Raw genomic sequence first — 21,621 nt, forward strand, 5'->3', positions numbered from 1 at the left:
TGACGACGCGAAACTGCCGACTCACTCTTCGAGTGCGGCGCGGCGCTCGTTTTCCGAATGCTTGCTGATGCCATGAGTGGTCTTCTCCCAATAGAACGGATTGTGGATCAGCTGCCAGAGACCCTTGTAAGCGGCGATCGACTGCAGCGCCCAATAGAACGGCACGGTCAGCGCGTAGGGCGCCAGCTTGAAGTAGTCGCGCTTGAACGCAGCCACCAGCGTGATGTAGATGAAGAACGCATTGGCCAACAACAGATTGACCAACGACACGGTCGCCAGCCACGGCGGGAAAAAGCGCTCGAACGCGGTTGTCCCGGTGACTACCCAGACCACATACAGCGCCCACAGCACCGGCACGCCCAACGCGGTGAAGAAACCGCCGCCAATGAAGAACTGAAAGCCCCAGAAGCCCTTGAATCCGGTGCTGCGATACAGATGCACCGGGTCGCGCATGTGCACCAGCCAGGTCTGCATATAGCCCTTGAGCCAGCGCGAACGCTGCCGGATCCAGTTGGGAATGCTGACGTTGGCTTCTTCGAACGTGGTGGAGTTGACCACGTTGACGCGGTAGCCGTTCTGGATCAGCCGCACGCCCAGGTCGGCGTCTTCGGTGACGTTATACGGGTCCCAGGCGCGCACCTGGCGCAACACATCCAGACGGAAGTGGTTGGAGGTGCCGCCCAACGGAATCGGGATGCGCAGGTATTCCAGCGCCGGCAGGTAGAAGTCGAACCAGAGCGTGTACTCCAGCGTGAACATCCGCGTCAGCCAGTTCTCGTCGGCGTTGTAGTAGTTCAACCGCGCCTGGATGCACACCACATCCTTGTCGGCCTTGCGGAACGCCGCCACCACGCGCTTGAGCTGATCCGGCTCGGGCTTGTCTTCGGCGTCGTAGATGGTGAGCAGTTCGCCGCGCGCAAAATGCAGCGCGTAGTTGCAGGCCTTGGGCTTGGTCTTGGGCTGCGACGGCGGCACCCGGATGATTTCGAAGAACGCTTCCAGGCCGAGTTTCTTGGCGGCCTCGATGGTGTCGAAATCGTCCGCCTCTAGTACCAGCTTCACGTCGAGCTTGCTGATCGGGTAATCCAGCTTGCGCAACGCATTGGCCAGGATCGGCAGGACTTCCGGCTCCTTGTACATCGGCACCAGCACGGTATAGACCGGCAGGTCGTCATCGCGCAGCGCGGCCACTTCGTCCTCGGTGACCTTGATGTCGATGCGGTGGCGCGAGCCGAACCACACCAGCAACAGCTTCAGCCCGAAGGTCGCCAGAAAGCCCAGCGCCACCAGCACGTTGACGGTGATCAGGGCCGGCACCGGAAACAGCACCATGGCGATCACCAGCACCGCGGCGATTGCCCACAGCGTGAACTTCTGTCCGCGCGTCACCACCTGGCGCGCCGAATAGGTCGGCGCATGCGCGGCGAGCAGGTTCAGCGCGTTGTCGGTGAGCTGCTCGTCGGCGTAACGCTGCAGGCTCCAGATGATGTCGAACTTGGCGGTGCCGACAAAACGCACGTCCTCGCCATAGTGCGCACGCGCCCAGGCAAACACCGCCGGGTCGGGATCGGCCACGGCCAGCACCAGCACGCCGTCTTCGCGACGCCACGGCAGCAGCAGCCGCTGCGCGTAACTTTCCAGATCGCCAGGGGTGAGCAGTTCCGGATCCGGCGGCTGCTGCACCAGATCGATGAACTCAAGGCCGAAGTGCGCGGCAACGATGGCATAGAACCGCTGCGCCGGCACGCCGCGCTGGGCCAGGATCACATCGCCCAGGCGTGAGTTCCAGCGTTGCTGCAACGCCAGCGCAGAACGCAGCTGTTCGTCGGTGATGACGCCTGCCGTGACCAGCGCGCGACCCAACAGACCGCGTTCGCGGCCGATGTCCGGTGCCCGTCCCAGCGCGTCCATTTCGCAGGTGACCGTCATTGTCGTGGCGTCCTTAGAACCGCCACCAGGCGGCCACGAATGGCCCACCTGCGGCGCCGGTGTTGCGGCCCATGACGGGCTGCTGATATCCCACCTGCCACTGGCTGCCGCCCGGCGCGGTGTATAGCGTGGACAGCTGCAGCTTGGTGAGGTCGTAGTTGGTGCCGGTGGCGACAAAGCCGGAATCGCCAGGTGTCGAACCAACGACAAACGCGTCGTTACGCCCGTTACCCAGGCCCTGGATCACGTTGACTTCGCCAAGCAGCAACCAGCTCGGGGTCAGGCTCAGGCCGGTGGACGCGTCCACCCGCACTTCGTCGGAAGCGGCACTGCCGCGCAGGCGTACCGCGCCACCCAGATCGACGTAGCCGTTGCGCCCGCCCAGCGTGTAGCCACGGCCGCGGCTGTAACGCAGCTCCAGGCCGTAGTCGCCGAGGCCGAGCGCGGGGTCGCGCCCAGGATTATTCGGGTGATAGGTCTTGCTACGGCCATAGGCCGGGATGCTGACCAGGGCCTGCACCGAGCTACGCCAGACATCGTCGGCCGCGCCTGGCAGTGCGTAGCGCAGGCCGATCTCCTGATCGGCAAAACCGGTGGTGCTGCGGCGTGCCCGTCCGGGCGCATTGTTCATCGGTTCGTCGTTGTTGAAACCGACTTCGGTGAAATAGAAATTGCCGATAAAGCTCAGCTTGTCGCTCAGGCCATGCTCGACGTAGACATTGAGCTGGTCCTGGCGGCTGCGTCCGTTGTTGCCGAAATCGCCACGGTGATGGGCATCGTCGAACCAGCCGGTGCCATCGCTATGCAGCGCCTTGACGATCACCAGGGTGTCGCCCTGCGGCTGGGTCCAGGCGCCTGCCACGGCCGTGTCCGGCAAGGCCGCCATCAGGCAGCTCAGCGCGAGCGCCGACAGCGCAGCCACCGGCACGCGGCGAGCGATGGAATCAAGAGAAGAGGGCGAGACAACCGGACTGGACTGCAGCGCGGCGGCGCACGGCTGACGTACCCGCAATTGCGGGTCGTTCTGTAAGGACATTTGCACGATTCCTGATGGGGGACCCGGAAGGGACAGGAAGCTAGTGATTGATCACACTTCGAGGCGAAACGTATCACAGTTAAGTGCCGCCACCCATCACTGATTTATCACAAATTTAACGCGAGCGAGCTCATCTCTTTTGCAACAATCGCGGCACCTGGGCGGCGGCGTGGGTCCAGATCGCCAGCCATACGCCAAGGCGGGTGAGCAGCCCCCGCTGGCCCGCCTCGAACTTGCGGAAATAGCGCCACAGGCCGCGGTGTTTGTGCCACTCGACAAAGAACGGCCGCGCACGACTGGACACGCCGCGCACGTGCACGACCCGTAGATCGTTGGCCACCGCCACCAGCGCGCCGGCCTGACGCGCACGCCGGCACAGGTCTAGGTCTTCGGCGTGCAGACGGTAGGCGCCGTCCCAGCCGTCGAGCCGGTCGAACAGGCTGCGTTGCATCAGCATCAAGGCACCGGAGATGGCGTCCACCACCTGCAGGGGCGCAGACGGATCGGCCGGCACCGCCAGCTGGGCGGCAGCGCGCGGCGCGCGCAGCATCGCGGCAAAATCCGGGTCACGGCGGCGCACGGCGGCATCCGGCTGCCCGTGCTCGTCCACCTGCTCCACGCCCAACAGCACCGCCGCGTGCCCGGACGCGCGTGCGCACAGCTGCGCCAATGTGTCGCGCTCGACCATCAGGTCCGGGTTGATGAACACCAGCCAGGGCGCCTGCGAGTCGCGCGCGCCCTGGTTGCAGGCGCTCGCAAAGCCCGGGTTGTCCGGATTGGCGATGAAGTGCAGCCGCGCATCGGCCAGCGCATGCCGCTGCACGACCTCCAGGGTGTCGTCGCTGGAGGCGTTGTCGACCACCCGAATCTCGCTGATGCCCTCGGCCGCGCGCAGCCGCGCCAGGCACGCATCGATGGTGCTGCTGCTCTGATAGGTGACGACGACGGCGGCAATCTGGACGGGAGTCATCCGGCCATTATCCGGTGCCGGGGCAGCGCAACGCCATCGTGCGTCTGCCAGCGCCGACATGGCGGCTGACAGCAGCAGCAGGCATACTGCGCGCCCGGAACCGCCCAGCGGTTTTGCGCAGGCGCCGCCCACGGCGCGCCCCACATTTTTTAGTGTCGAGATGACGGCCAGCGACCTTTCGGTGTTGCGCTGCCTTTTCATTCCCTGCAGCGCAACCGCCTGATGGCGCGCGCGCCGCAACGACGGCCTGGCAGCGCCGTCCGTGTTGTCGCCGGCGCGCGCGCCGGGTCCGCCGCTTCGGCACCGATCGACTGGTCTATACCACTAGCCCGCACCACATTGCCGGAGCCGGGCGCATGAGCACCTCGCATCAGGTGCATGGCATGAGCCTGGAGCTGGCGCTGCCCGACTGGCCGGTGTTGACCGCCGACGAAATCCGTCGCGTGCTGCAGCACTTTTCAGCTCCTGTCGGTGGCGAACTGGTTCGCTGGCATAGCGCCCGCCCGTTTTCCGCCGCCGCCTGCGTGGACACCGCCAGCGGCACGCTCATCGTCAAGCGGCATCACCGCAGCGTGCGCAATGTCGCTGCGTTGCGCGAAGAGCACGTCTTCATGGCGCATCTGCGCTGGGCCGGCGCAGCGGTGGTCGAGGTGCTGCACGATGCCGCGGGCCGCACAGCCCTGGCCGATGCGGACTGGGTCTACGAAGTGCAGCGCGCAGGGCTCGGCCAGGACCTGTATCGGGATGCCTTGTCGTGGACGCCCTTTACCAGCACCCCGCATGCGTCGGCGGCAGGTGCCGCGCTGGCACGCCTGCATCTGGCAGCACAGGGGTTCGATGCGCCACCACGCCGCAGCAGCGTACTGGTGGCCAACCTGGCCCTGTTCGCGCAGGCCGACCCGATCCGGGCAGTGGAACAGGCCTTGCTGTCGCGCCCCGGCCTGGCCGCCGATTTTCAGGACCGGCCCTGGCGCCGTGATCTGACCGACCACCTGCTGCCCTGGCACGCCCGGGCCTGGCCGGTGCTGTCGGCGCCCGGCGCACTGCCGCCGCTGTGGACGCATGGCGACTGGCATGCCTCCAACCTGCTGTGGCGCACACACGACGATGGCGACGTCGAGGTCAGCGCGGTGTTCGACTTCGGCCTGTGCGACCGCAGCTTTGCGATGTTCGACCTGGCCACGGCAATCGAACGCAATCTGATCCCATGGTTGAACCTGGATACGGGGCAACGCGCGCAGCCGCAGCTGGAGCAGCTCGACGCCTTGCTGGACGGCTACGCCCGGTACTGCGCACTGGGCGCCGCGCAGCTGCGGCAGCTGGCCGCCTTGCTGCCGATCGTGCATGCCGACTTCGCCCTGAGCGAGATCGAATACTTCGCCGGCATCACCCGCTCGGCCGACAACGCCGACATCGCCTATCACCGTTACCTGCTCGGCCATGCGGACTGGTTTGCCAGCGCCGATGGCCAGTGCCTGCTCGATCACCTGCACGCACGCGCGCGCCGGTTGCCATGAGCGTTTTTCCTCTTCCTTTTCGAGCCCTGCGCATGCACCTGTCCGCCCCCCTGCCCTACCGCCGCCCGCTCGCGCTTGCACTTGCGCTGTGCATCGCCACGCCTGCACTCGCACAGCAACAACCCGGTGCTGAGGCAGTCGAGCTGGATGCGGTCAACGTGCGCGGCGAACGCGCCGACGCCAGCACGGCCTTGAGCGGCTTCGGCACCACGCGGCTGCTGGATGCGCCGGCCTCGATCGCGGTGATCGAGCGCCAGCAATTGCTCGACCGTCAGGCACGCGTGCTCAGCGAGGTATTGCGCGCCGATGCCTCCGCCGGCGACGCCTACGCCCCGATCGGCTACTACGAGAATTTCGTCGTGCGTGGCTATTCGCTCAACGCCGCCAACAGTTACCGCATCAACGGCCTGAGCGCGGTGGGCGAGCAATCCATCGCACTGGAAAACAAGCAGCAGGTGCAGATCCTCAAGGGCCTGGCCGGGCTGCAATCGGGTGTCAACGAACCGGCCGGACTGATCGACTACCGCACCAAGCGACCCGAGCACGTGCGCAGCGTGACCCTGGGCACCGACGAACAAGGCTCGCGCTATATGGCCGCCGACCTGGGCGACTGGTTCGGCGCCGAGCGCAGCCTGGGCCTGCGCGTCAACGCCGCGCGCGAAGACATCAACAGCTATGTCGACCACGCCGACGGTTATCGCAATTTCCTGTCGCTGGCCGGCGACTGGAAGATCAGCCCGCAGTCGCTGCTGCAGCTGGATGTGGAGTATCAGCATCGGCAGCAACGCTCGGTGCCCGGCTACCAATTGCTCGGTGGCACACAGGTACCGCGCGACATCGATGTGCATCGCCTGCTCGGCTACCAGCCGTGGTCGCGGCCGGTGGAGATGGATTCGCTCAATGCGCAGCTGCGCTACGCCTACCAATTCAACGACAACTGGCGCGCCACCGCTGAAGCGTCACGCAGCCGCTCGGTGATCAATGATTTCTCCGCGTTCGCCTGGGGCTGTTATGGCGCGATCAGTTGCGCCGACAGCGTCACCCCGAATTTCTTCAGCGCGCAAGGCGAGTACGACGTCTACGACTACCGCAGCCCCGACGACACCCGTGTGCACGATCAACTGCGTGCCACGCTCGAAGGCCGTGTACTCACCGGCGCGCTGGATCACCGCCTGAGCATCGGCGGCGACTGGCTACGCCGCACCATCGATCGCTTCGGTTCGGTCAACGAATTCGTCGGCAGCGGCAGCATCGACCGCGACCCGGAGGTGTTTGCACAGACCGACGTCGCCCTGGACCCGAAGCAACGCCGCCTGGACAGCCGCCAACGGGCCCTGGTGGTCGCCGACCGGATCGGGCTGGGTTCGCAATGGGAGCTGTCGCTGGGCGCGCGCTATGTACACCTGGACGAGCGCAGCTTCGACCGCGATGGCGTGCTGGAGCGACGCACGCGCAAGGACACGCTGCTGCCGCAGGCCGCGCTGCTGTTCAAGCCGCAGCAGCAGGTATCGCTGTACGCCAGCTACGCCAAGAGCCTGGCCGCCGGCGGCACCGCCCCGTGGTTTGCCGACAACGCCGATGAGAGCCTGCCGCCGACCAATGCCTACCAGCTGGAGACCGGCGCAAAATTCGAGCTCGACGGTCTGCGCCTGGGCGCAGCGCTGTTCGACATCCGCCAGGCCTACCAGTTCACCCAGCCGCAGGCCGATGGTGGCCTGCGCTATGTGCAACAGGGCCGCCTGCACAACCGTGGCCTGGAGTTGTCGGCCGATGGCGCGGCCACCGCGCAATTGCGCGTGTTCGCCAGTGTTGCCGCCATCCGCGCCCGTGCCGAAGACACCGACATTGCCGAGTACGAAGGCCACCAAGCCATCAACGTGCCCAAGCTGCGCGCCAGCCTGCAGGCCGATTACAGCGTGCCCGGCATCGATGGCCTGGCGCTGCTGGCGGGCGCGCAATACAGCGGGCGCAAGTTCGCCGACCGGCTCGGCAACGCCAGCGTGCCGGCCTACACCGTGGCCAACCTGGGCGCGCGTTACGCCACCGCGCTGGGCGGGCTGGCCACCACCTGGCGCCTGAACGTGGACAACGTGTTCGACAAGCGCTACTGGCGCGATAGCGGCGAATACCAGGGTGATGCCTATCTGTTCCCGGGCGCGCCGCGCACGGCGCGTCTGACCGTGCAGCTGGACTTCTAAACGCAGCCGATGCGGCCATGCGATCCGCTGACGTCCGAGCTGCATGGGTTACGCGACAGTGGTGCTGCGCGGGCCGCGTGCGCTGCAGGTATCGGCTACAGGCGGTGAACGCGCTCGGCCTGCCTGCACGATCGCGTTGAACTGTTCTGCGTCCCTGCCCTCGATCCCTCTTCCATCAGACATCCTCCCCAGACCTTCCATGTCATTGCTCGAATCTGCCGCCGTCGTGATCAACCTGCTCGGTGTCTGGCTGACCGCGCGGCGCATTCGCTGGTGCTGGCCGGTCGGCATCGTCGCGGTGGCGCTGTATGCCTGGCTGTTCTATCAGTGGAAGCTGTACTCGGACATGCTGCTGCAAGGCGTCTACGTGCTGACCCAGTTGTACGGCTGGTGGCAGTGGCGGCGCGGGATGGCCACACAGACACGCATTCGCCCGTTGCCGATGCCGCAGGCGGAGCTGTGGATCTCGCTGTGCATCGGTGCCGTGTTCGCTGCCACACTCGGTGCCTACATGCATCACCGCACCGATGCCGCACTGCCGTGGCTGGACGCGGCGCTGGCCAGCTTCAGCCTGGTCGCCAGCGTCTGGGCCGCACGCAAGCGCATCGCCAACTGGATACTGTGGGTCGTGCTCGATTGCGTCTACGTGGGCGTGTTCGTCAGCAAGGGGCTGTATCCCACCGCACTGCTGTATGCAGGCTTCGTACTGCTGGCGCTGTATGGATGGCGCAGCTGGAAAACCCAACAGCAGCAGAACCCGGCGGGCCTTGCCTGAGCCACCTGCAGTTTGCGGGCGCGTTCTTCTTTACCATCGCTGCATGCACCTCTCTTATCCGCCTGCCTTGCATCTGCGCCGCAGCCACCATCGGCAGGTCGCCGCATGAGCGCGTCGCGCCAACACGCCATCACCGAAATCGTCTCCGCGCAGATCGCCGCGGGCGAATGGGGCCCGGATCAGCGCCTGCCGGTGGAGCGCGAGCTTGCCGAACGCTTCGGCTGCACCCGCATCACCTTGCGTGAGGCCTTGCAGCAACTGGAAGCGCAGGGCCGCATCTACCGCGAGAACCGGCGCGGCTGGTTCGTCAGCGCACCGCGCGTGCGCTACGACCCCACCAGCATCGCCGGTTTCATGCAGTACGTGGCGGCGCAAGGGCGCAAACCGCGCACCGAGCTATTGAGTGCCACCCGGCAGGCAGCGGGGGCTGTCTACGCGGCCGCGCTACGGCTGGAGACGCCGTACGACGAAGTCTTCGTGTTGCAACGCCGGCGCTGGATCGACCGCCGCGCGGTGCTGCTGGAAACCAACGTGGTGCTGGCCGCCTGGGCGCCGGGCCTGATGGAACACGACCTGGCCGGCTCGCTGTCGAGCGTGTTCAACCAGAAACTCGGGCTATTCCTGAGCCGCGCACAATTGTCGATGCATCCGGCCGGGCTGGATGCCGCGCAAGCCCTGTTGCTGCAGTCCACCACCGGCACACCCTGCTTCCGGCTGCAGCGGATCAGCTTCGCCGAAGACGGCCGCGCGGTGGAACTGGATATCGAATCCTGGCGCCACGATGCGCTGGATGTGGTGGTACGCACCGAGGCACCGATGCGGTCGGCTTCTTGAGCGGCTAACAAGACGACGTCACGTCAGTCACTGCCCTGCGGCCTGGCTGCAGGGCCCTTGCCCGCCCACCATCGCAGGACACGCTGCAAGTACGTCCTTGTAAGCTCTTACGCGGCATCCATGCCGCGTAAGGTCCCGCGACGGTGGGCGGGCAAGGACCAGTCGAGATGGTCGGTGGGCATGTTTTCAACAAAGCAACCGACTCACTCTCTGGTGCGGTGGCCTCGCCGATTGCTGGACCGTGTGGCGGCATGGATGCCGCCACCGAGCCCCCAGGGACGGGTTCACGGCGTATCCCGCGAGCGGTGAGGGCACCGCGCCCTCGACCCACTCGGCGTTTGACCTGGACTTCCCTTAGCATCCATCAACATAGGGCCGACAAAGCCACTGCACTCACCGCAGGGCGAGTAGTCGTCAGGTTGCATAGGACAGCGCTCAAGAACTGCACTGTACGAGTCCACCGAACAGCGGCTGCGCCCGCCTGACGGTGAGCATGCTGCTTTGGCAGCTGTTCTACGCGTCAAATAGCCTGCGTTGTGGATCCGGCGGCGGTAAATCGGCTAGCAACTGCGAGAGTTGATCGCGTTGCGCACGTAGCGGGTCGTGCATCAGGAAGTTGGCCAGGCGTGCGTGCCAGGCCGGCCAGCGTGTGGCCAGTGCATCCATGTCGCCATCGGCAGGGCGGCCTTCGTGCGGCGAGGCGACAAAGGCGGTATCGCACAGCACATTGCACCATCCCAGCCCAGCCATGCGCAGGCTCAGGTCCACCAGTGCCGCATACCAGGAGCCATAGCTGCTGGCGTCCAGGCCGCCGGCCTTACGCCGCGCGCTGCCGCGCAGCAGCACCGCGTGGCCGATTGCCGACGGCAGTTCCGGATGCAGTGGCGGCATCGCCGCACACGCAGCGGCAAGCCGCTCCGGCGCGGCGGGCATCGGATTGAGTTCGCCCAGGCGTGGCCAGCTGCAGGCTTCGCCCACATTGCTCCACGGGGTGGCGGTGGCAATCGCCGCATCGCGCGCAAAGCAGGCATCGAGCTGATTCAACCAACCCGGCAGCGGGCAGGCATCCACACCCAGCACCACCACATCGGCATCGCCGCAGCCGCTGAGCATTTCGTCCAGATGGGCCACCTCGCCGAGCATGCGCTGACGACGGGTGTGATGGGCCTGCAGCCGCGTGCGCGCCAACCAGTGCGCGATCACCGCGCGGCCACGCGGGCCGGCCTGCGCGTCGTCGGCCAGCCACACCCGCGTGCCGGCGGGCGTGGCGGCATCCAGTGCGCCCAGACAGGCATCCAGGGCCTCGTCGTCGGTGCCGACCGGCACCAGCACGACGGGCAGTGCCGCACTCATTGCGGCTTCTGGCTGGGTTTCAGCGGCTCCATGGCCTTGAACTTCTGACCGTATTCGTCGGTGAGATTGCGCGCTTCCTGCGGGTTGCGCACGATCGACGGGGTGATCAACACGATGACTTCGCGGCGACGAGAATCTTTGGTCTTTGTCCCGAACAGAGCGCCGACCACCGGCAATTTACTCAGGAACGGCACACCGTCGCTACCGTCAGTTGTGCTGTCGTCGATCAAGCCCGCCAACATGATGGTGTCACCACTCTGCACGGCTGCTTCTGTCTTGACGCGACGCGTGTTGATATCGACATTGCAGGCAGCCGCATTGACTGTTGCTGTCGCAGAAAGACAAGCAGCAGGGCGATTCTCTGGACTACTGACCTCCTGCACGATATCTAGGAATACCATGCCGTCTTTCGTGACGCGCGGCCGTACTTTCAGGATCACACCGGTGTCGATGTATTGCACCGAAGAGAAGCTGCTGTCGCTACCGAGCCCGGTATTGATGGACGTCGAATTGATGGCAATACGCGAACCGACATTGAGCGTCGCTTCGGCATTGTTGCGCACAAACACAGAAGGCGTCTGCAGCAGGCGAACGTTAGTTACTTGATCGAGCGCAGTGATAATCGCAGCAGCGTTTTTCCCTAGAAAACTCCAAGCAACCCCTCCACTACCGACTTTCCCGGCAATGTCACCCCAGATGTTACGTCCCGCTGCATTTGCAAGACCAGCTCCCAGACCGATGCCCGTTCCATTGGTCAGACCGCCATCGGTCGCGGTTGCTGGTGCATTTACTGCATTTTCAAAATACCAGTTAACGCCGTAACTCAGCGCACCGGTCAAATTCACCTCGGCCACCTGCGCTTCGATATGCACCTGCATCGGCATCACATCGAGCTTTTCGATGACGTCGCGGATCGAATTCCACGACTGCGGCGTGGCGCGCACCAGCAAGGTATTGGTCTCGGCCACCGCCGACACGCCGACCTTGTCGCCTGCCACTTCCAGCGTCACCGCGCCATTGCCGTTGCTGCGCGGCGACAGTTGCAGGCTGCCGTTGCCCAGTCCACCGCTGCTGCTGCCACTGCCACTGCTGCCGCCGAAGCTGCTGCCGGAGGAGCTGCCATCGCTGCTCTCGCCGATGCTGCCGCCGGTAGTGCCCGAGCTGCCGCCCATGCTGCTGTCGCGGTTGCCGGCTACGCCGCCAAGCACGCTGGTTTCCGAGCCCGGGGCCAGCGAGGCGTTGGAGTCGCTGTTGTTGCCGCGCCCACCGAACACTTCCGACAGGCGGTCGGCCAGATCCTTGGCCTTGATGTACTTCAACTCGTACGAGAACAGCCGCACGCCGCCGCCGGCGCTGTCGATGCGGTCCAGCCACTGCTGGATCTGGTCCAGGTAGCGCGGCTGCGGGGTGATCACCAGCACCGCGTTGGCGTTTTCCAGCGGCATGAAACGGAACATGCCGGCGCTGGGCGTCTTGCTCTGCTCGCCGAACACCTTCTCCAGATCGGCCGAGACCTTTTCGGCCTTGCCGGACTGGATCGGGAACACGCCCACCGACATGCCGGACAGCCAGTCCACGTCGAAGATCTGCACGGTGCGCAGGTAGTTCTCCAGCTCGGCGCGGGTGCCGCCCAGGGTGATCACGTTGCGCGAGGGATCGGTGCCGACGATGGCGTTCGGGCGCGCATAGGGCTCGAGCACCTTCTTCATTTCGCTGGCGGAGATGAACTTCAACGGCACCACGCGCACTTCGAAACCGCGCGCGGCCGACGGCGATGCGGTGCTGGGCGCGACGGTACCGGCCAGCGCCTGGTCGGCCGGCACGATGTTGTAGCGGCCGCCGCTGAACACCATGCGCGCGTTGTTCCAGCCCAGCACCATTTCCAGCAGGTTCAAGGCCTGCGCCGGCGAGACCGGATTGGGCGTGGCCAGGGTCACGGTGCCCTGCACGCCGGGGGCGATGACGTAGTTCTGCCCGAGCATGTCGCCCAGGATCGCCTTGACCACCGCCTGCACCGATTCGCCTTCGAAGTTGAAGGTGGCGCTGCCACTGCTGGCCATGCCCAGCGTCGGTGCCGGCGCGCTCGCCGCGCTCTGGTTGATCATGGTGCCGCTGCCACGCCGGATCACCGGGGTGGGCTTGGCGCTGGCATTGCCCTCGGCGCGTTGCTCGGCGCTGGTCTGGGTGGCGCCGGCGGCGCCGACTTGCGGGTCCAGGCGCGCGTCGCGGCGCACGTCCGGCGGCGGAGTGGTGGCGCAACCGGCCAGCAGGCCGATCAGCAGGGACACGGGAAACAGGCGCTGCGTCATGCGTTCACTCATTGGGTCTGACCGGGGGTAGAGCCGCTCTGGCGCTGCTGTTGCAGCTGGCGGCGTCGGGCTTCGATACGTTCGCGGATGGCGCGCATCTGATCATCGGAGGGGCGTGGGGCTTCCTGGGCGCCATCGCTGCGCTGCGGCGGCACCGTCGGCGGTGTCTGCCCACCGGGCTGCTGTGGCGGCGTGGCGGGCTGGGTCTGCGGCGGCTGCGTCGGTGCGGCCGCGGCGGCATCGGGCGACGGCAACGGCGGCATGGCGCCGGCAGCGCCGCGCGCGCCCGCATTGGCGGTGGGCGGTTGCCCGCCCAGGCCGTTGAACACGTGCAGCTCCAGTGTCTGGGTGCCGCCGGGGCCTTCGATGGTTGCGCTGCGCGGCTGCAGGGCGAGCAGGCGCCAGCCCTTGACCGCTTCGCCGCCCAGCTGCACACGCACCGAATCCTGTGGATCCAGCGTCAGCGTGGCCATCTTGAAGTTGTCCGTCAGCAGCACGCCGGTCAGGCGCACCGTCGAGGCGGCGCTGCTGCCGTCATTGCCGGACAGGAAGAACGGATGCGGCAGGCGGTCTTCGGCGAAGGCCGGATGCGCGGCGATCTCCGAATATTTTTCGAACGCGCCCAGCCGTTCCGGCGCCGGTGCCGGCAAGGTGGGCAGGCGCTGCACCAGCGCCGGGTCGTCCGGCAGCAGCTCCACGCGCTTGCCCAGCCCGGCCACCGCCAGCACGCACACCAGCAGCGCCCAGCCGACCACGGTGGCCAGCAGCCAGGTGCGCAGGCCGATCATGTCAAGGCGCATTGCTGGCCTCCGCGGCGTCGGGGGCGGCGGGCGCGGCGTCGGTGTTCAACGGCGCGGCGCTGGCGCCAGGGCGCAGGTAGCCGGCCAGTTCGAAGGCGATGTCCAGGCCGTTACCGCTTTCGTTGGGCGAGAGTTGGTAGCGCTGCGCCATCACGTTGAGGTTGTCCACGAACAGGCGCGGGGTGCCGTTTTCCAGGCTGTACAGCACCGAGGCCAGCTCCGGCGTGCCGCAGCGCAGGCGCACCTGCACCGCAACGCGGGTGAAGCGGTCCTTGCTTTCCGGCTGTAGCGGCGAGCGGTTGCTGATCGCGCAGCTGCGGTTGCCGGGGCTGGCTTCCACCACCGCGCGTTCCAGCCGCTGCACCAGGCCGGCCGAAGCCAGTTCGGCCGAGGTTTCCGGCAGGAAGCCCGGACGGCTTTCCAGGGTCTGGCGCGCCTGGCGTAGCCGTTTGCTGACTTCCGGCGCCTGCTGCAGTTGCACGCGCACGCGCAGCTCGCGCTCGCGCAGCGCTTGCAGGTCGTCCTGCACCGCGATCATCGGCTGGGTGAACCAGGGGTGCACCAGCACCAGATAGGCCACGCCGATCACCAGCAACAGCAGGCCCAAAGCGATCCAGCGATCGCGCTTAACGCTGCGTGGCATCGGCCGCCTCCTTGGCATCGGGGCCGGCCAGTTCGGCGGTGATGGTGAAGCGGTCGACGTTGCGACCGGCATCGCTCTGCAACACGCCGGTCAGCGAGGGCGTGCGCCACAGCGGCGAGCCTTCCAGGCGCCGCACCAGCGAGGAGGCTTCGTTGCTCAAGCCGATCAACTGCAATTGCCCACCTTCGACCGAGAATTTTTCCAGGTAGGTGCCGCCCGGCAGACGCCGGCTCAGTTCGTCCCAGATTTCCACCGAGGTGGGGCGGGTGGCGCGTTGCTGCTGGAAGAAGTTGGCCCCTTCGACCAGATCCAGCAATTGCTGGCGTTCGGCGGCGACCTGGCGCGCACGCGCGGCGTTGGCCTGCACCTTGGCACGCAAGTCGTCGGCGGCCTGGCGGCGGTTGTCCAGCAGCAGCCAGCCGGCCACGGCCAGCAGCACCAGTGCGGCGGCGGCCAGCAACAGATTCCAGCGCTGCATCGGGTCGCTGCGCCGCAGCCGCCGCGCCGGCGGCAGCAGGTTCACGCCCAGTGGCAGGCCCTGCGCATTGGCGACATCGATGCCGGACAAGGCGCTGGCCCATGCGTCGGGCACGCCGTCCGGGCCATCGATCAGGCGCCGCGGCACCACCACCAGTTCGGCATCGAGCTGGCCGTCCTCGCGCACGTCCAGCACGCGCGCATCGAAGTACACCTGGTCGGCAGTGAACGGGGTTTGCCGATCGATCTCGAAGCGCGCCACATCCTGCAGCCGCGCCGCTGCCGCAGCAGGCAGGCGCAACGGACGACGCAAGGCATGCGCGGCCGGCAGCAGCCAATGCCGCGGCAGGCCTTCCAGCGCGGTCGGCAACAAGGCATGGACTTCCTGCGGCTGCACCGGCCACGGCAGGCTGGCGATGGTCTCGCTGCTGTGATCGCGCTGACGCAGCAACTGCAATGCCTGCCCATCGGGCTGCAACAACAGCCGCGACGGCGACAGGCCCAACTGCCATTGCCAGCGCTGCGGCAGCCAGGCCAGCAGCGATTGTTGCCACCAACGCCAGAAGCCTCCGGCTCCCGGCATGGCGCGTACGCCGATACGACCCAAGGTGTCCCGCCATGCGGTCATTGCACTGCTGCTCCCTCTTCCCAACGCAACACGGTATATGCCGACCCAGGTAATGCGGACGCACTGGTGGAGACCACCGCCCGCAACACAGCCTCGCGTCCCTGACTCAGTCGCGCCCGGCTCTCGATACTATAAGTGTCCGACCCACCGACCGTCGCCTCGCTGCCCGGCAAACCCGGCGGCGCGTCACGCTGGGCCAGCAGTTGCCGCGCATCCAGGCCCATCGCGGTCAGCACCGGGCCCGGCGCAAAGCGCGCTTCGGGGCGCGAGCGTCCGCTGTACAGGGTGAGGTTGGGCAATAGCTTGCGATACAGCTCGCCATCCATTCCCAGCACCAGGCGCAACTCGCCCAGCGTTTCAAACGGGCCATCCTTGGCGCCGTACGGCAATCCGGCATCGGCATAATCGCGATCTTCCGCGCCGCCGCCGGGCTGGCTCAGCGAATCGCCATCGCGCCAGTCGACGATCGCACCGGCAATGCGCGTATCGCGGCCCTGTTCGCCACCGACCGCGCGTATCAGGCCGGCCAGCAGCGCGGGCTCGGCCATGTTCAAGTCCACCTTGCCGCTTTCGTCGGTAATGCGGATCTCCACCGTGGCATCGTCCATCTGCCAACGATAGCGCCGGCCGTCTGCAAGCCAGCGTGCCTGGGTGTCGGTGCTCTGCAGGCGGGACAATGCGTATTCCAGCCCGGAGCGCGCATATTCCTGCGCCTGCGCGCCATTGCGCAGCATGCTGCCCTGCAGTGCTTCCACCCGCGCGGTCAGCGCGAATGCGCCGATCATCGCGGTGAGCAGCGCAATCAGCCACAGCACCAACACCAGCGCGGCACCGCGCATTGCGCTCATTGCCCTGCTCCCGGGTTGCTGGATTGCGGCAAGGCCACCACCAGCGGCGGCCAGGCGGCACCGCCGCTACGGATCTCGATGCGCACCAGCAACGGCAGACGGTCGTGCCATTCCCACTGCGGCAACCATGCGCTCAGGCGGCCGCTCTGCGGATCCATGCCGCGATACCGAAAGCTCACCTGCTGCACGTCTTCGGCAAGTGTTTCCGGCGGCAGCGTGGTGCCCTCTTCGATCGACTTGCCCGATTGCAGCATGGTCAATGCGATCCGTAGCGTGCGCTGTTCGCCATCGCCGGCCACCGACAGATCGTGCAGGTACGGCCCGCCGCGGCCCAGGTAATCCGGTACATCGGCGGCAAAACGCAGACGCTGCGGCTCGCCGATGAACAGCATCGGCTGCTGGCTCTGCGGGTCGATGCCCATCGCGATCGGCAGTGCCGCCGCCAGCCGCCGGCGCAGAAATTCTTCCACCGCACGCACGCGTTCGCTGCGCTGGGCGATCGCCTCGCCGCGCTGGCTGACCGCGCTGGCCGAGCGCAAGGTGGCAAACGCCAATGCCAGCCCGCCGACCAGCAACATCGTCGCCAGCAATACTTCGATCAAGGTGAAGCCGGCACTGCGCGAGCGACTCATGGCGCGCTGCCCGGCTGCGCCGCAGCCACCAGCCGCAAGGTGCGCCACTGCAGGACCTGGTTGGGCTGCTCGCCCCAGCGCACCACCAGGGTCAGCTGCAGCAGCGTGTGCGCGCCGGGGGAGACCGGCGCCTGCGGATTGCGTCGTGGTTCGTCGTACGGGCGCACATCCATCGACCAGCGGAAATGCCCGTCTTCGAAGGTGCCTTGTTGCTGCTCGGGCACCAGCGGCTTATCCATGCCCTGCGCTGCCAGCAACGACTGCGCATGCAAGGTGGCGCGCGTGCTCTCGTCGGCCGCACGCACCTGACGCGCGGCACCGGACAGCGATCCCAGCAACAGGCTCAACGCCAGCGCCAGCAACGCAAAGGCGACGATCACCTCGATCAGCGTGTAACCGCGCTGGCGCTTCATGGCGCCGGCGTCCGCAACTGGCCGGAACGCACTTCGCCGGTGATCCAGCCCACGTCCACGCGCCAGGTCGCGTCCTTGACGCGCAGATCGATGCGCCCGCCGGTGGAGGCGCCATCGGGGAAGAACTGGATGGCGCCCTGATCCTGCCGCGACTGCACCTGCCGCGCGCCGGTGAAACGCACCTCCAGCGACGACGGCAGATCGCCGTGATGGCCGCCGGGTGCTTCCCAGCGGCGCTGCTGCGGATCGATCAGAAACCGCTGCGGCGTGCCGGTGGCAATCGCCTGCGTGCGCGTATAGCGCAGCTGCGAGGCGATCGCCTTGCCGGCGGTGCGCAGGCGCATGCCGTCGATCCCGCCATTGAGCGCGGCGGCGGCCAGTACGCCGGCCATCGCGATCAGGGCGATGACCAGCAACATCTCCAGCAACGAACTGCCACGCGTGCGGGGACGACCAGGGCCGACCACTCCATGCGGATGACGCAACGGCTGACACGCAACGCGCATGGCGAACGGCTTATTGGTACTTGATGTCCGCGTCGTAACTGCTGCCACCGGGGCGGCCGTCCTTGCCCAGGCTGATCAGATCGAACGGCTGGCCATCGCCGGGCGCGCGGTATTCGATGGTGTGGCCCCACGGGTCGTTGAGTTCGGCCGGCTTGGCGTACGGTCCCAGCCAGCCGCTGCTGCCGCCCGGCTGGGTCACCAGGTCATCGAGCTTGCTCGGCAACTTGCCGGTGTCGAGCTGGAAATTCTCGATCTTGCCGGCCAGGGTCTGGATCTGCGATTTGGCCAGGTTGGCCTTGCCGCGATCGGCACCACCGAGCACACGGCTGCCGACCAGGGTCAGCACCGCGCCGATCAGGACGATGACGATGATGATTTCCAGCAGGCTCATGCCGGCCTGGCCTGCACGCGACGGACTACGGGTGATGGAGCGCTTGATCATGAACGATTTCCTTGCACGTCGATGAAAGATGCTGCCGCCAGAAGATGACACGGCGGGCATTGCAATGGTTCCCGCATGGGTGTCGCGCGGTCACCGGAAAGTTGTTGTGAATCCAACGCCACGTTATCCGATGGCATTGGTCAGGTCATACAGCGGCACCAGCACCGAAATGATGACAAGCCCCACCACCGAGGCCAGCACCAGCGTGATCAACGGCACCAGCGCGGCCAGCGCGCGGTCGATGGCTTGCGCGGTTTCCAGCTCGAAGGTGTCGGCGGTCTTGAGCAGCATCGTGTCCAGGGCGCCCGATTCTTCGCCGACCTGGATCATCTGCAGGGCCAGCCGCGGGAAGCGCTTGCCGCGTGCCAGCGACATCGCCAGGCCATGGCCGTTCTTGACGTCATCGGCCGCGGCGTCGACATCCTCGACCAGCGCCAGATTGGACATCACGTTGCGCGCAATGCCGATTGCCGCCAGCAGCGGCACGCCGTTGCGCAGCAAGGTGCCCAGCGTGCGCGTCAGCCGTGCGGTTTCCAGGCGCGCGATCAGGCTGCCGACCACTTTCTGCCGCAGCAACCACTCATCCAGCGCGGCACGGAACGCGGCATTGCGGCGTTTGCGATCCAGCCACAGCCCCAGCAAGCCCGGCACCACGATCAGCACCAGCCACCAGTCGCGCACCAGCAGGCCCACGCTCAACACCGCCTGGGTGAACCACGGCAAGGCCACGTCCAGGCTTTCGTACATCTGCGCGAACTGCGGCACCACATAGCCGAGCAGGAACAGCAGCGCGCAGCCCACCACCGCCAGCAGGATCGCCGGATAGATCAGTGCGTTGATCACCTTGCCGCGCAGCGCACGGCTGCGCTCCAGGTAATCGGCCAGGCGCTGCAGCGTGTCCTGCATGCTGCCGCCGGCTTCGCCCGCACGCACCATGTTGATGTAGAGCTTGGAAAACAGCCCGTGCTGGCGTTCCAGTGCCGAGGACAGCGGCGCGCCGCCACGCACGGTGTCACGCACATCGCCGATCACGCGCCGACTTTTGTCGTCTTCGGGCAGATCCATCAGGATCGACAACGCACGATCCAGCGGCTGGCCGGCCCCGATCAGCGTGGACAACTGCTGGGTGAACTGCACCAACGCGGCGTTGTCGAACGGCTTCTTGCGCAACAGCATGCGCAACGACGGCGAGTCGTTTTCGCCGGTGGCCAGACGCGTTTCCACCGGCAGGTGGCCCTGCTCCTGCAGGCGCAGCGCAACGTCTGCGTCGCTGGCCGCTTCCATCTGGCCATCGAGCATTTCGCCATGGGCGTCGAGCGCTTTGTAGCGGTACAGGGGCATCAGGCTGGACGGCCGGGAGTGGGGAATCGGGAATCGGGAATCGGGAAAAGCAGGAGCCTGCGCTGCGTTGGCGCGAGTGGGCGCAGCTGTGCGCGTGCGCGACGCGTTACCGGGACCTTGCCCTGCTTATCTTCCGATCCTGAGCATCCGATGCTCGCTGTGGCTCCGTTGACTCTCACGCATCCTCCGTCACGCGCAGCACTTCTTCGATGGTGGTTTCGCCGCGCAAGGCCTTGGACAGGCCGTCCTCGTACATGGTGCGCATGCCGGCCTTGCGCGCCAGTTGTTCGATCTCGCCCATGCCGGCGCGGCGCATCACCGCGCGCCGCAATTCGTCGTTCATCACCAGGAATTCGACGATGGTGGTGCGGCCCAGGTAACCGGTCGGCGCGGCAGCCGAGGCACGCGGACGATACAGGTAAATCTCGCCGTCCGGTTGCAGCCGGCGCAGGTTGAAGCGTTCGATTTCTTCCGGCGATGCCAAATAACGCTCGGCGTTGGCCAGGTCGAGTTTGCGCACCAGGCGCTGCGCCAGGATGCCGTTGATGGTGGAGGTGAGCAGATAGTCTTCCACACCCATGTCGAGCAGACGGGTGATGCCGCCGGCGGCGTTGTTGGTGTGCAGCGTGGACAGCACCAGATGGCCGGTGAGCGCGGACTGGATCGCGATGCGCGCGGTTTCCAGATCGCGCATTTCGCCGATCATGATGATGTCCGGATCCTGACGCACGATGCTGCGCAGCGCGTTGGCGAAATCCAGCCCGATCTGCGGTTTGGCCTGGATCTGGTTGATGCCTTCGATCTGGTATTCCACCGGGTCTTCGACGGTGATAATTTTCACATCCGAGGTGTTGAGCTGGCTCAACGCGGTGTACAGCGTGGTGGTCTTGCCCGAACCGGTCGGGCCGGTCACCAGCATGATGCCGTGCGGTTGCTCCAGCACCTTGCGGAACTGCGGCAGAAACTCTTCGGTGAAGCCGAGCTTGTAGAAATCGAACACCACCGTTTCGCGGTCGAGCAGGCGCATCACCACGCTCTCGCCGTGCGCGGTGGGCACGGTGCTGACACGCAGATCCAGCTCCTTGCCCTGCACGCGCAGCATGATGCGGCCGTCCTGCGGCAGCCGGCGTTCGGCGATGTTGAGCTTGGCCATGATCTTGATGCGGCTGATCACCGCAGCGGTGAGCTTGGCCGGCGGGCTTTCGCCTTCCACCAGCACACCGTCCACGCGGTAACGCACCTTGAGCCGGCTTTCGAACGGTTCGATATGGATGTCCGAAGCGCGCAGCTCCACCGCGTGCTGGATCACCAGATTCACCAGCCGGATCACCGGCGCTTCGGACGCCAGGTCGCGCAGCGCTTCGATATCGTCGCTGCTGTTGGCATCGCCATCGGCGGTTTCCACGATGGTGCCCATCGCGCTGCGGCCCTGGCCGTACCAGCGTTCGATCAGGTCATCGATTTCCGAGCGCAGGCCGACCTGCAGCAGCAACGGGCAACCGGTCGCAAGCCGCACCGCGTCGATCGCGTAATCGTCGTAGGGATCGGCGATCCACAACTCCAGCCGGCCATCGCGTTCGCCGACCGGGCATAGATGAAATTGTTTGAGGAAACGTAGCGACAGCCCCTGCACTTCCGGCAGCATTTCCGGTGGGGTATCGCCGAGCTGGCGTGCATCCACCAGCGGCAGGCCCAGCACATCGGCGCAGGTCTCCGCGTGATCGCGTTCGGACACCAGGCCCAGACGGCCCAGCAAGGCCAGCAGGCCCATACCGGATTCGGTCTGCAACTGGCGCGCGCGCAGCAGATCGGTGTCTTTCAGACGACGGCGTTCAAGCAGCGCTTCGACGATGCGTGTCTCCGCACTGCGATGCTCAATTGGATCGACGGCAACCGCGTTCACACTCGTCTCCACTGGTCCGGCGCCGACTGTAGCAGTTTGCCGCGACGATCAACCGTACGCATCTGAA

At 66.3% G+C, this 21,621-nt stretch carries 19 protein-coding genes; 4 read left to right on the plus strand and 15 right to left on the minus strand.

What is annotated here, in order from left to right; genetic code table 11:
• Positions 1-21: 21 nt before the first annotated feature.
• From AC1PLA_RS17270 to AC1PLA_RS17280, 3 genes are all read right to left on the minus strand, one after another.
• The gene (locus AC1PLA_RS17270) at positions 22-1,929 is read right to left on the minus strand and encodes a glycosyltransferase family 2 protein (RefSeq protein ID WP_481105021.1); all 1,908 of its coding nucleotides are present in this window, start codon (positions 1,927-1,929) and stop codon (positions 22-24) included.
• 13 nt (positions 1,930-1,942) lie between these two features.
• A complete protein-coding gene (locus tag AC1PLA_RS17275; protein WP_164737061.1) occupies positions 1,943-2,965 on the minus strand; it encodes a hypothetical protein in 1,023 nt (340 codons plus the stop codon).
• A 130-nt stretch (positions 2,966-3,095) separates the two neighbouring features.
• Positions 3,096-3,935: a glycosyltransferase family 2 protein gene (locus AC1PLA_RS17280; RefSeq protein ID WP_481106223.1), complete on the minus strand. Its 840-nt coding sequence runs from the start codon at positions 3,933-3,935 to the stop codon at positions 3,096-3,098.
• Between the two features lie 356 nt (positions 3,936-4,291).
• On the opposite strand from AC1PLA_RS17280, the gene AC1PLA_RS17285 reads away from it, so the two are divergent.
• The 4 genes from AC1PLA_RS17285 (at position 4,292) to AC1PLA_RS17300 (ending at position 9,259) form a co-directional block, all read left to right on the plus strand.
• Positions 4,292-5,452 carry a phosphotransferase enzyme family protein gene (locus AC1PLA_RS17285; RefSeq protein ID WP_481105022.1) on the plus strand — a complete coding sequence of 387 codons (1,161 nt, stop codon included), beginning with the start codon at positions 4,292-4,294 and terminating at the stop codon, positions 5,450-5,452.
• A 32-nt stretch (positions 5,453-5,484) separates the two neighbouring features.
• Complete coding sequence (locus AC1PLA_RS17290; RefSeq protein WP_481105023.1) at positions 5,485-7,650, plus strand: TonB-dependent receptor; 2,166 nt, start codon at positions 5,485-5,487, stop codon at positions 7,648-7,650.
• Positions 7,651-7,849: 199 nt separating this feature from the next.
• The gene (gene pnuC / locus AC1PLA_RS17295; RefSeq protein WP_481105024.1) at positions 7,850-8,425 is read left to right on the plus strand and encodes a nicotinamide riboside transporter PnuC; all 576 of its coding nucleotides are present in this window, start codon (positions 7,850-7,852) and stop codon (positions 8,423-8,425) included.
• Between the two features lie 105 nt (positions 8,426-8,530).
• A complete protein-coding gene (locus tag AC1PLA_RS17300) occupies positions 8,531-9,259 on the plus strand; it encodes a UTRA domain-containing protein (RefSeq protein ID WP_481105025.1) in 729 nt (242 codons plus the stop codon).
• Positions 9,260-9,772: 513 nt separating this feature from the next.
• On the opposite strand, the gene AC1PLA_RS17305 is transcribed toward AC1PLA_RS17300, so the two are convergent.
• From AC1PLA_RS17305 to gspE, 12 genes are all read right to left on the minus strand, one after another.
• The gene (locus AC1PLA_RS17305; RefSeq protein ID WP_481105026.1) at positions 9,773-10,612 is read right to left on the minus strand and encodes a glycosyltransferase family 2 protein; all 840 of its coding nucleotides are present in this window, start codon (positions 10,610-10,612) and stop codon (positions 9,773-9,775) included.
• Positions 10,609-12,933, minus strand: a complete 2,325-nt coding sequence (gspD, locus tag AC1PLA_RS17310) for a type II secretion system secretin GspD (RefSeq protein ID WP_481105027.1) — start codon at positions 12,931-12,933, stop codon at positions 10,609-10,611. The genes AC1PLA_RS17305 and gspD overlap by 4 nt, the downstream gene beginning before the upstream one ends.
• Entirely contained in the window at positions 12,930-13,721 is a 792-nt protein-coding gene (gene xpsN / locus AC1PLA_RS17315; RefSeq protein WP_039510363.1) for a type II secretion system protein XpsN, read from the minus strand. Before xpsN ends, gspD begins: the two co-directional genes overlap by 4 nt.
• Positions 13,711-14,364, minus strand: coding sequence for a type II secretion system protein GspM (gene gspM, locus AC1PLA_RS17320; protein WP_016901906.1), 654 nt, complete (start codon positions 14,362-14,364; stop codon positions 13,711-13,713). The genes xpsN and gspM overlap by 11 nt, the downstream gene beginning before the upstream one ends.
• Positions 14,348-15,469: a PilN domain-containing protein gene (locus AC1PLA_RS17325; RefSeq protein WP_029219000.1), complete on the minus strand. Its 1,122-nt coding sequence runs from the start codon at positions 15,467-15,469 to the stop codon at positions 14,348-14,350. Before AC1PLA_RS17325 ends, gspM begins: the two co-directional genes overlap by 17 nt.
• Positions 15,466-16,317, minus strand: coding sequence for a type II secretion system minor pseudopilin (locus tag AC1PLA_RS17330; protein WP_102253417.1), 852 nt, complete (start codon positions 16,315-16,317; stop codon positions 15,466-15,468). Before AC1PLA_RS17330 ends, AC1PLA_RS17325 begins: the two co-directional genes overlap by 4 nt.
• On the minus strand, positions 16,314-16,949 hold the full coding sequence (locus tag AC1PLA_RS17335) for a type II secretion system protein J (RefSeq protein WP_016901925.1): 636 nt from the start codon (positions 16,947-16,949) through the stop codon (positions 16,314-16,316). Before AC1PLA_RS17335 ends, AC1PLA_RS17330 begins: the two co-directional genes overlap by 4 nt.
• Entirely contained in the window at positions 16,946-17,362 is a 417-nt protein-coding gene (gene xpsI, locus AC1PLA_RS17340) for a type II secretion system protein XpsI (RefSeq protein ID WP_029218999.1), read from the minus strand. Before xpsI ends, AC1PLA_RS17335 begins: the two co-directional genes overlap by 4 nt.
• Positions 17,359-17,868, minus strand: coding sequence for a type II secretion system protein XpsH (gene xpsH / locus AC1PLA_RS17345; RefSeq protein ID WP_039525438.1), 510 nt, complete (start codon positions 17,866-17,868; stop codon positions 17,359-17,361). Before xpsH ends, xpsI begins: the two co-directional genes overlap by 4 nt.
• 10 nt (positions 17,869-17,878) lie before the next feature.
• Entirely contained in the window at positions 17,879-18,310 is a 432-nt protein-coding gene (gspG, locus tag AC1PLA_RS17350; RefSeq protein WP_024939118.1) for a type II secretion system major pseudopilin GspG, read from the minus strand.
• Positions 18,311-18,433: 123 nt separating this feature from the next.
• Positions 18,434-19,651, minus strand: coding sequence for a type II secretion system protein XpsF (gene xpsF / locus AC1PLA_RS17355; RefSeq protein ID WP_211920909.1), 1,218 nt, complete (start codon positions 19,649-19,651; stop codon positions 18,434-18,436).
• Between the two features lie 175 nt (positions 19,652-19,826).
• Positions 19,827-21,554, minus strand: a complete 1,728-nt coding sequence (gspE, locus tag AC1PLA_RS17360; RefSeq protein ID WP_029218997.1) for a type II secretion system ATPase GspE — start codon at positions 21,552-21,554, stop codon at positions 19,827-19,829.
• Between the last annotated feature and the right edge of the window lie 67 nt (positions 21,555-21,621).

Source organism: Xanthomonas sp. NCPPB 1826, assembly GCF_056725285.1.

Bases quoted from the DNA above. Each gene is read 5' to 3' on its own strand.
- AC1PLA_RS17305 (WP_481105026.1), bottom strand. From the start codon at position 10,612: ATGAGTGCGGCACTGCCCGTCGTGCTGGTGCCGGTCGGCACCGACGAC.
- gspG (WP_024939118.1), bottom strand. From the start codon at position 18,310: ATGATCAAGCGCTCCATCACCCGTAGTCCGTCGCGTGCAGGCCAGGCC.
- AC1PLA_RS17270 (WP_481105021.1), bottom strand. From the start codon at position 1,929: ATGACGGTCACCTGCGAAATGGACGCGCTGGGACGGGCACCGGACATC.
- xpsF (WP_211920909.1), bottom strand. From the start codon at position 19,651: ATGCCCCTGTACCGCTACAAAGCGCTCGACGCCCATGGCGAAATGCTC.
- gspD (WP_481105027.1), bottom strand. From the start codon at position 12,933: ATGAGTGAACGCATGACGCAGCGCCTGTTTCCCGTGTCCCTGCTGATC.
- xpsI (WP_029218999.1), bottom strand. From the start codon at position 17,362: ATGAAGCGCCAGCGCGGTTACACGCTGATCGAGGTGATCGTCGCCTTT.
- AC1PLA_RS17290 (WP_481105023.1), top strand. From the start codon at position 5,485: ATGCACCTGTCCGCCCCCCTGCCCTACCGCCGCCCGCTCGCGCTTGCA.
- AC1PLA_RS17285 (WP_481105022.1), top strand. From the start codon at position 4,292: ATGAGCACCTCGCATCAGGTGCATGGCATGAGCCTGGAGCTGGCGCTG.
- AC1PLA_RS17325 (WP_029219000.1), bottom strand. From the start codon at position 15,469: ATGACCGCATGGCGGGACACCTTGGGTCGTATCGGCGTACGCGCCATG.
- gspM (WP_016901906.1), bottom strand. From the start codon at position 14,364: ATGCCACGCAGCGTTAAGCGCGATCGCTGGATCGCTTTGGGCCTGCTG.
- AC1PLA_RS17280 (WP_481106223.1), bottom strand. From the start codon at position 3,935: ATGACTCCCGTCCAGATTGCCGCCGTCGTCGTCACCTATCAGAGCAGC.
- AC1PLA_RS17275 (WP_164737061.1), bottom strand. From the start codon at position 2,965: ATGTCCTTACAGAACGACCCGCAATTGCGGGTACGTCAGCCGTGCGCC.
- AC1PLA_RS17335 (WP_016901925.1), bottom strand. From the start codon at position 16,949: ATGAGTCGCTCGCGCAGTGCCGGCTTCACCTTGATCGAAGTATTGCTG.
- xpsH (WP_039525438.1), bottom strand. From the start codon at position 17,868: ATGCGCGTTGCGTGTCAGCCGTTGCGTCATCCGCATGGAGTGGTCGGC.
- AC1PLA_RS17300 (WP_481105025.1), top strand. From the start codon at position 8,531: ATGAGCGCGTCGCGCCAACACGCCATCACCGAAATCGTCTCCGCGCAG.
- AC1PLA_RS17330 (WP_102253417.1), bottom strand. From the start codon at position 16,317: ATGAGCGCAATGCGCGGTGCCGCGCTGGTGTTGGTGCTGTGGCTGATT.
- pnuC (WP_481105024.1), top strand. From the start codon at position 7,850: ATGTCATTGCTCGAATCTGCCGCCGTCGTGATCAACCTGCTCGGTGTC.
- xpsN (WP_039510363.1), bottom strand. From the start codon at position 13,721: ATGCGCCTTGACATGATCGGCCTGCGCACCTGGCTGCTGGCCACCGTG.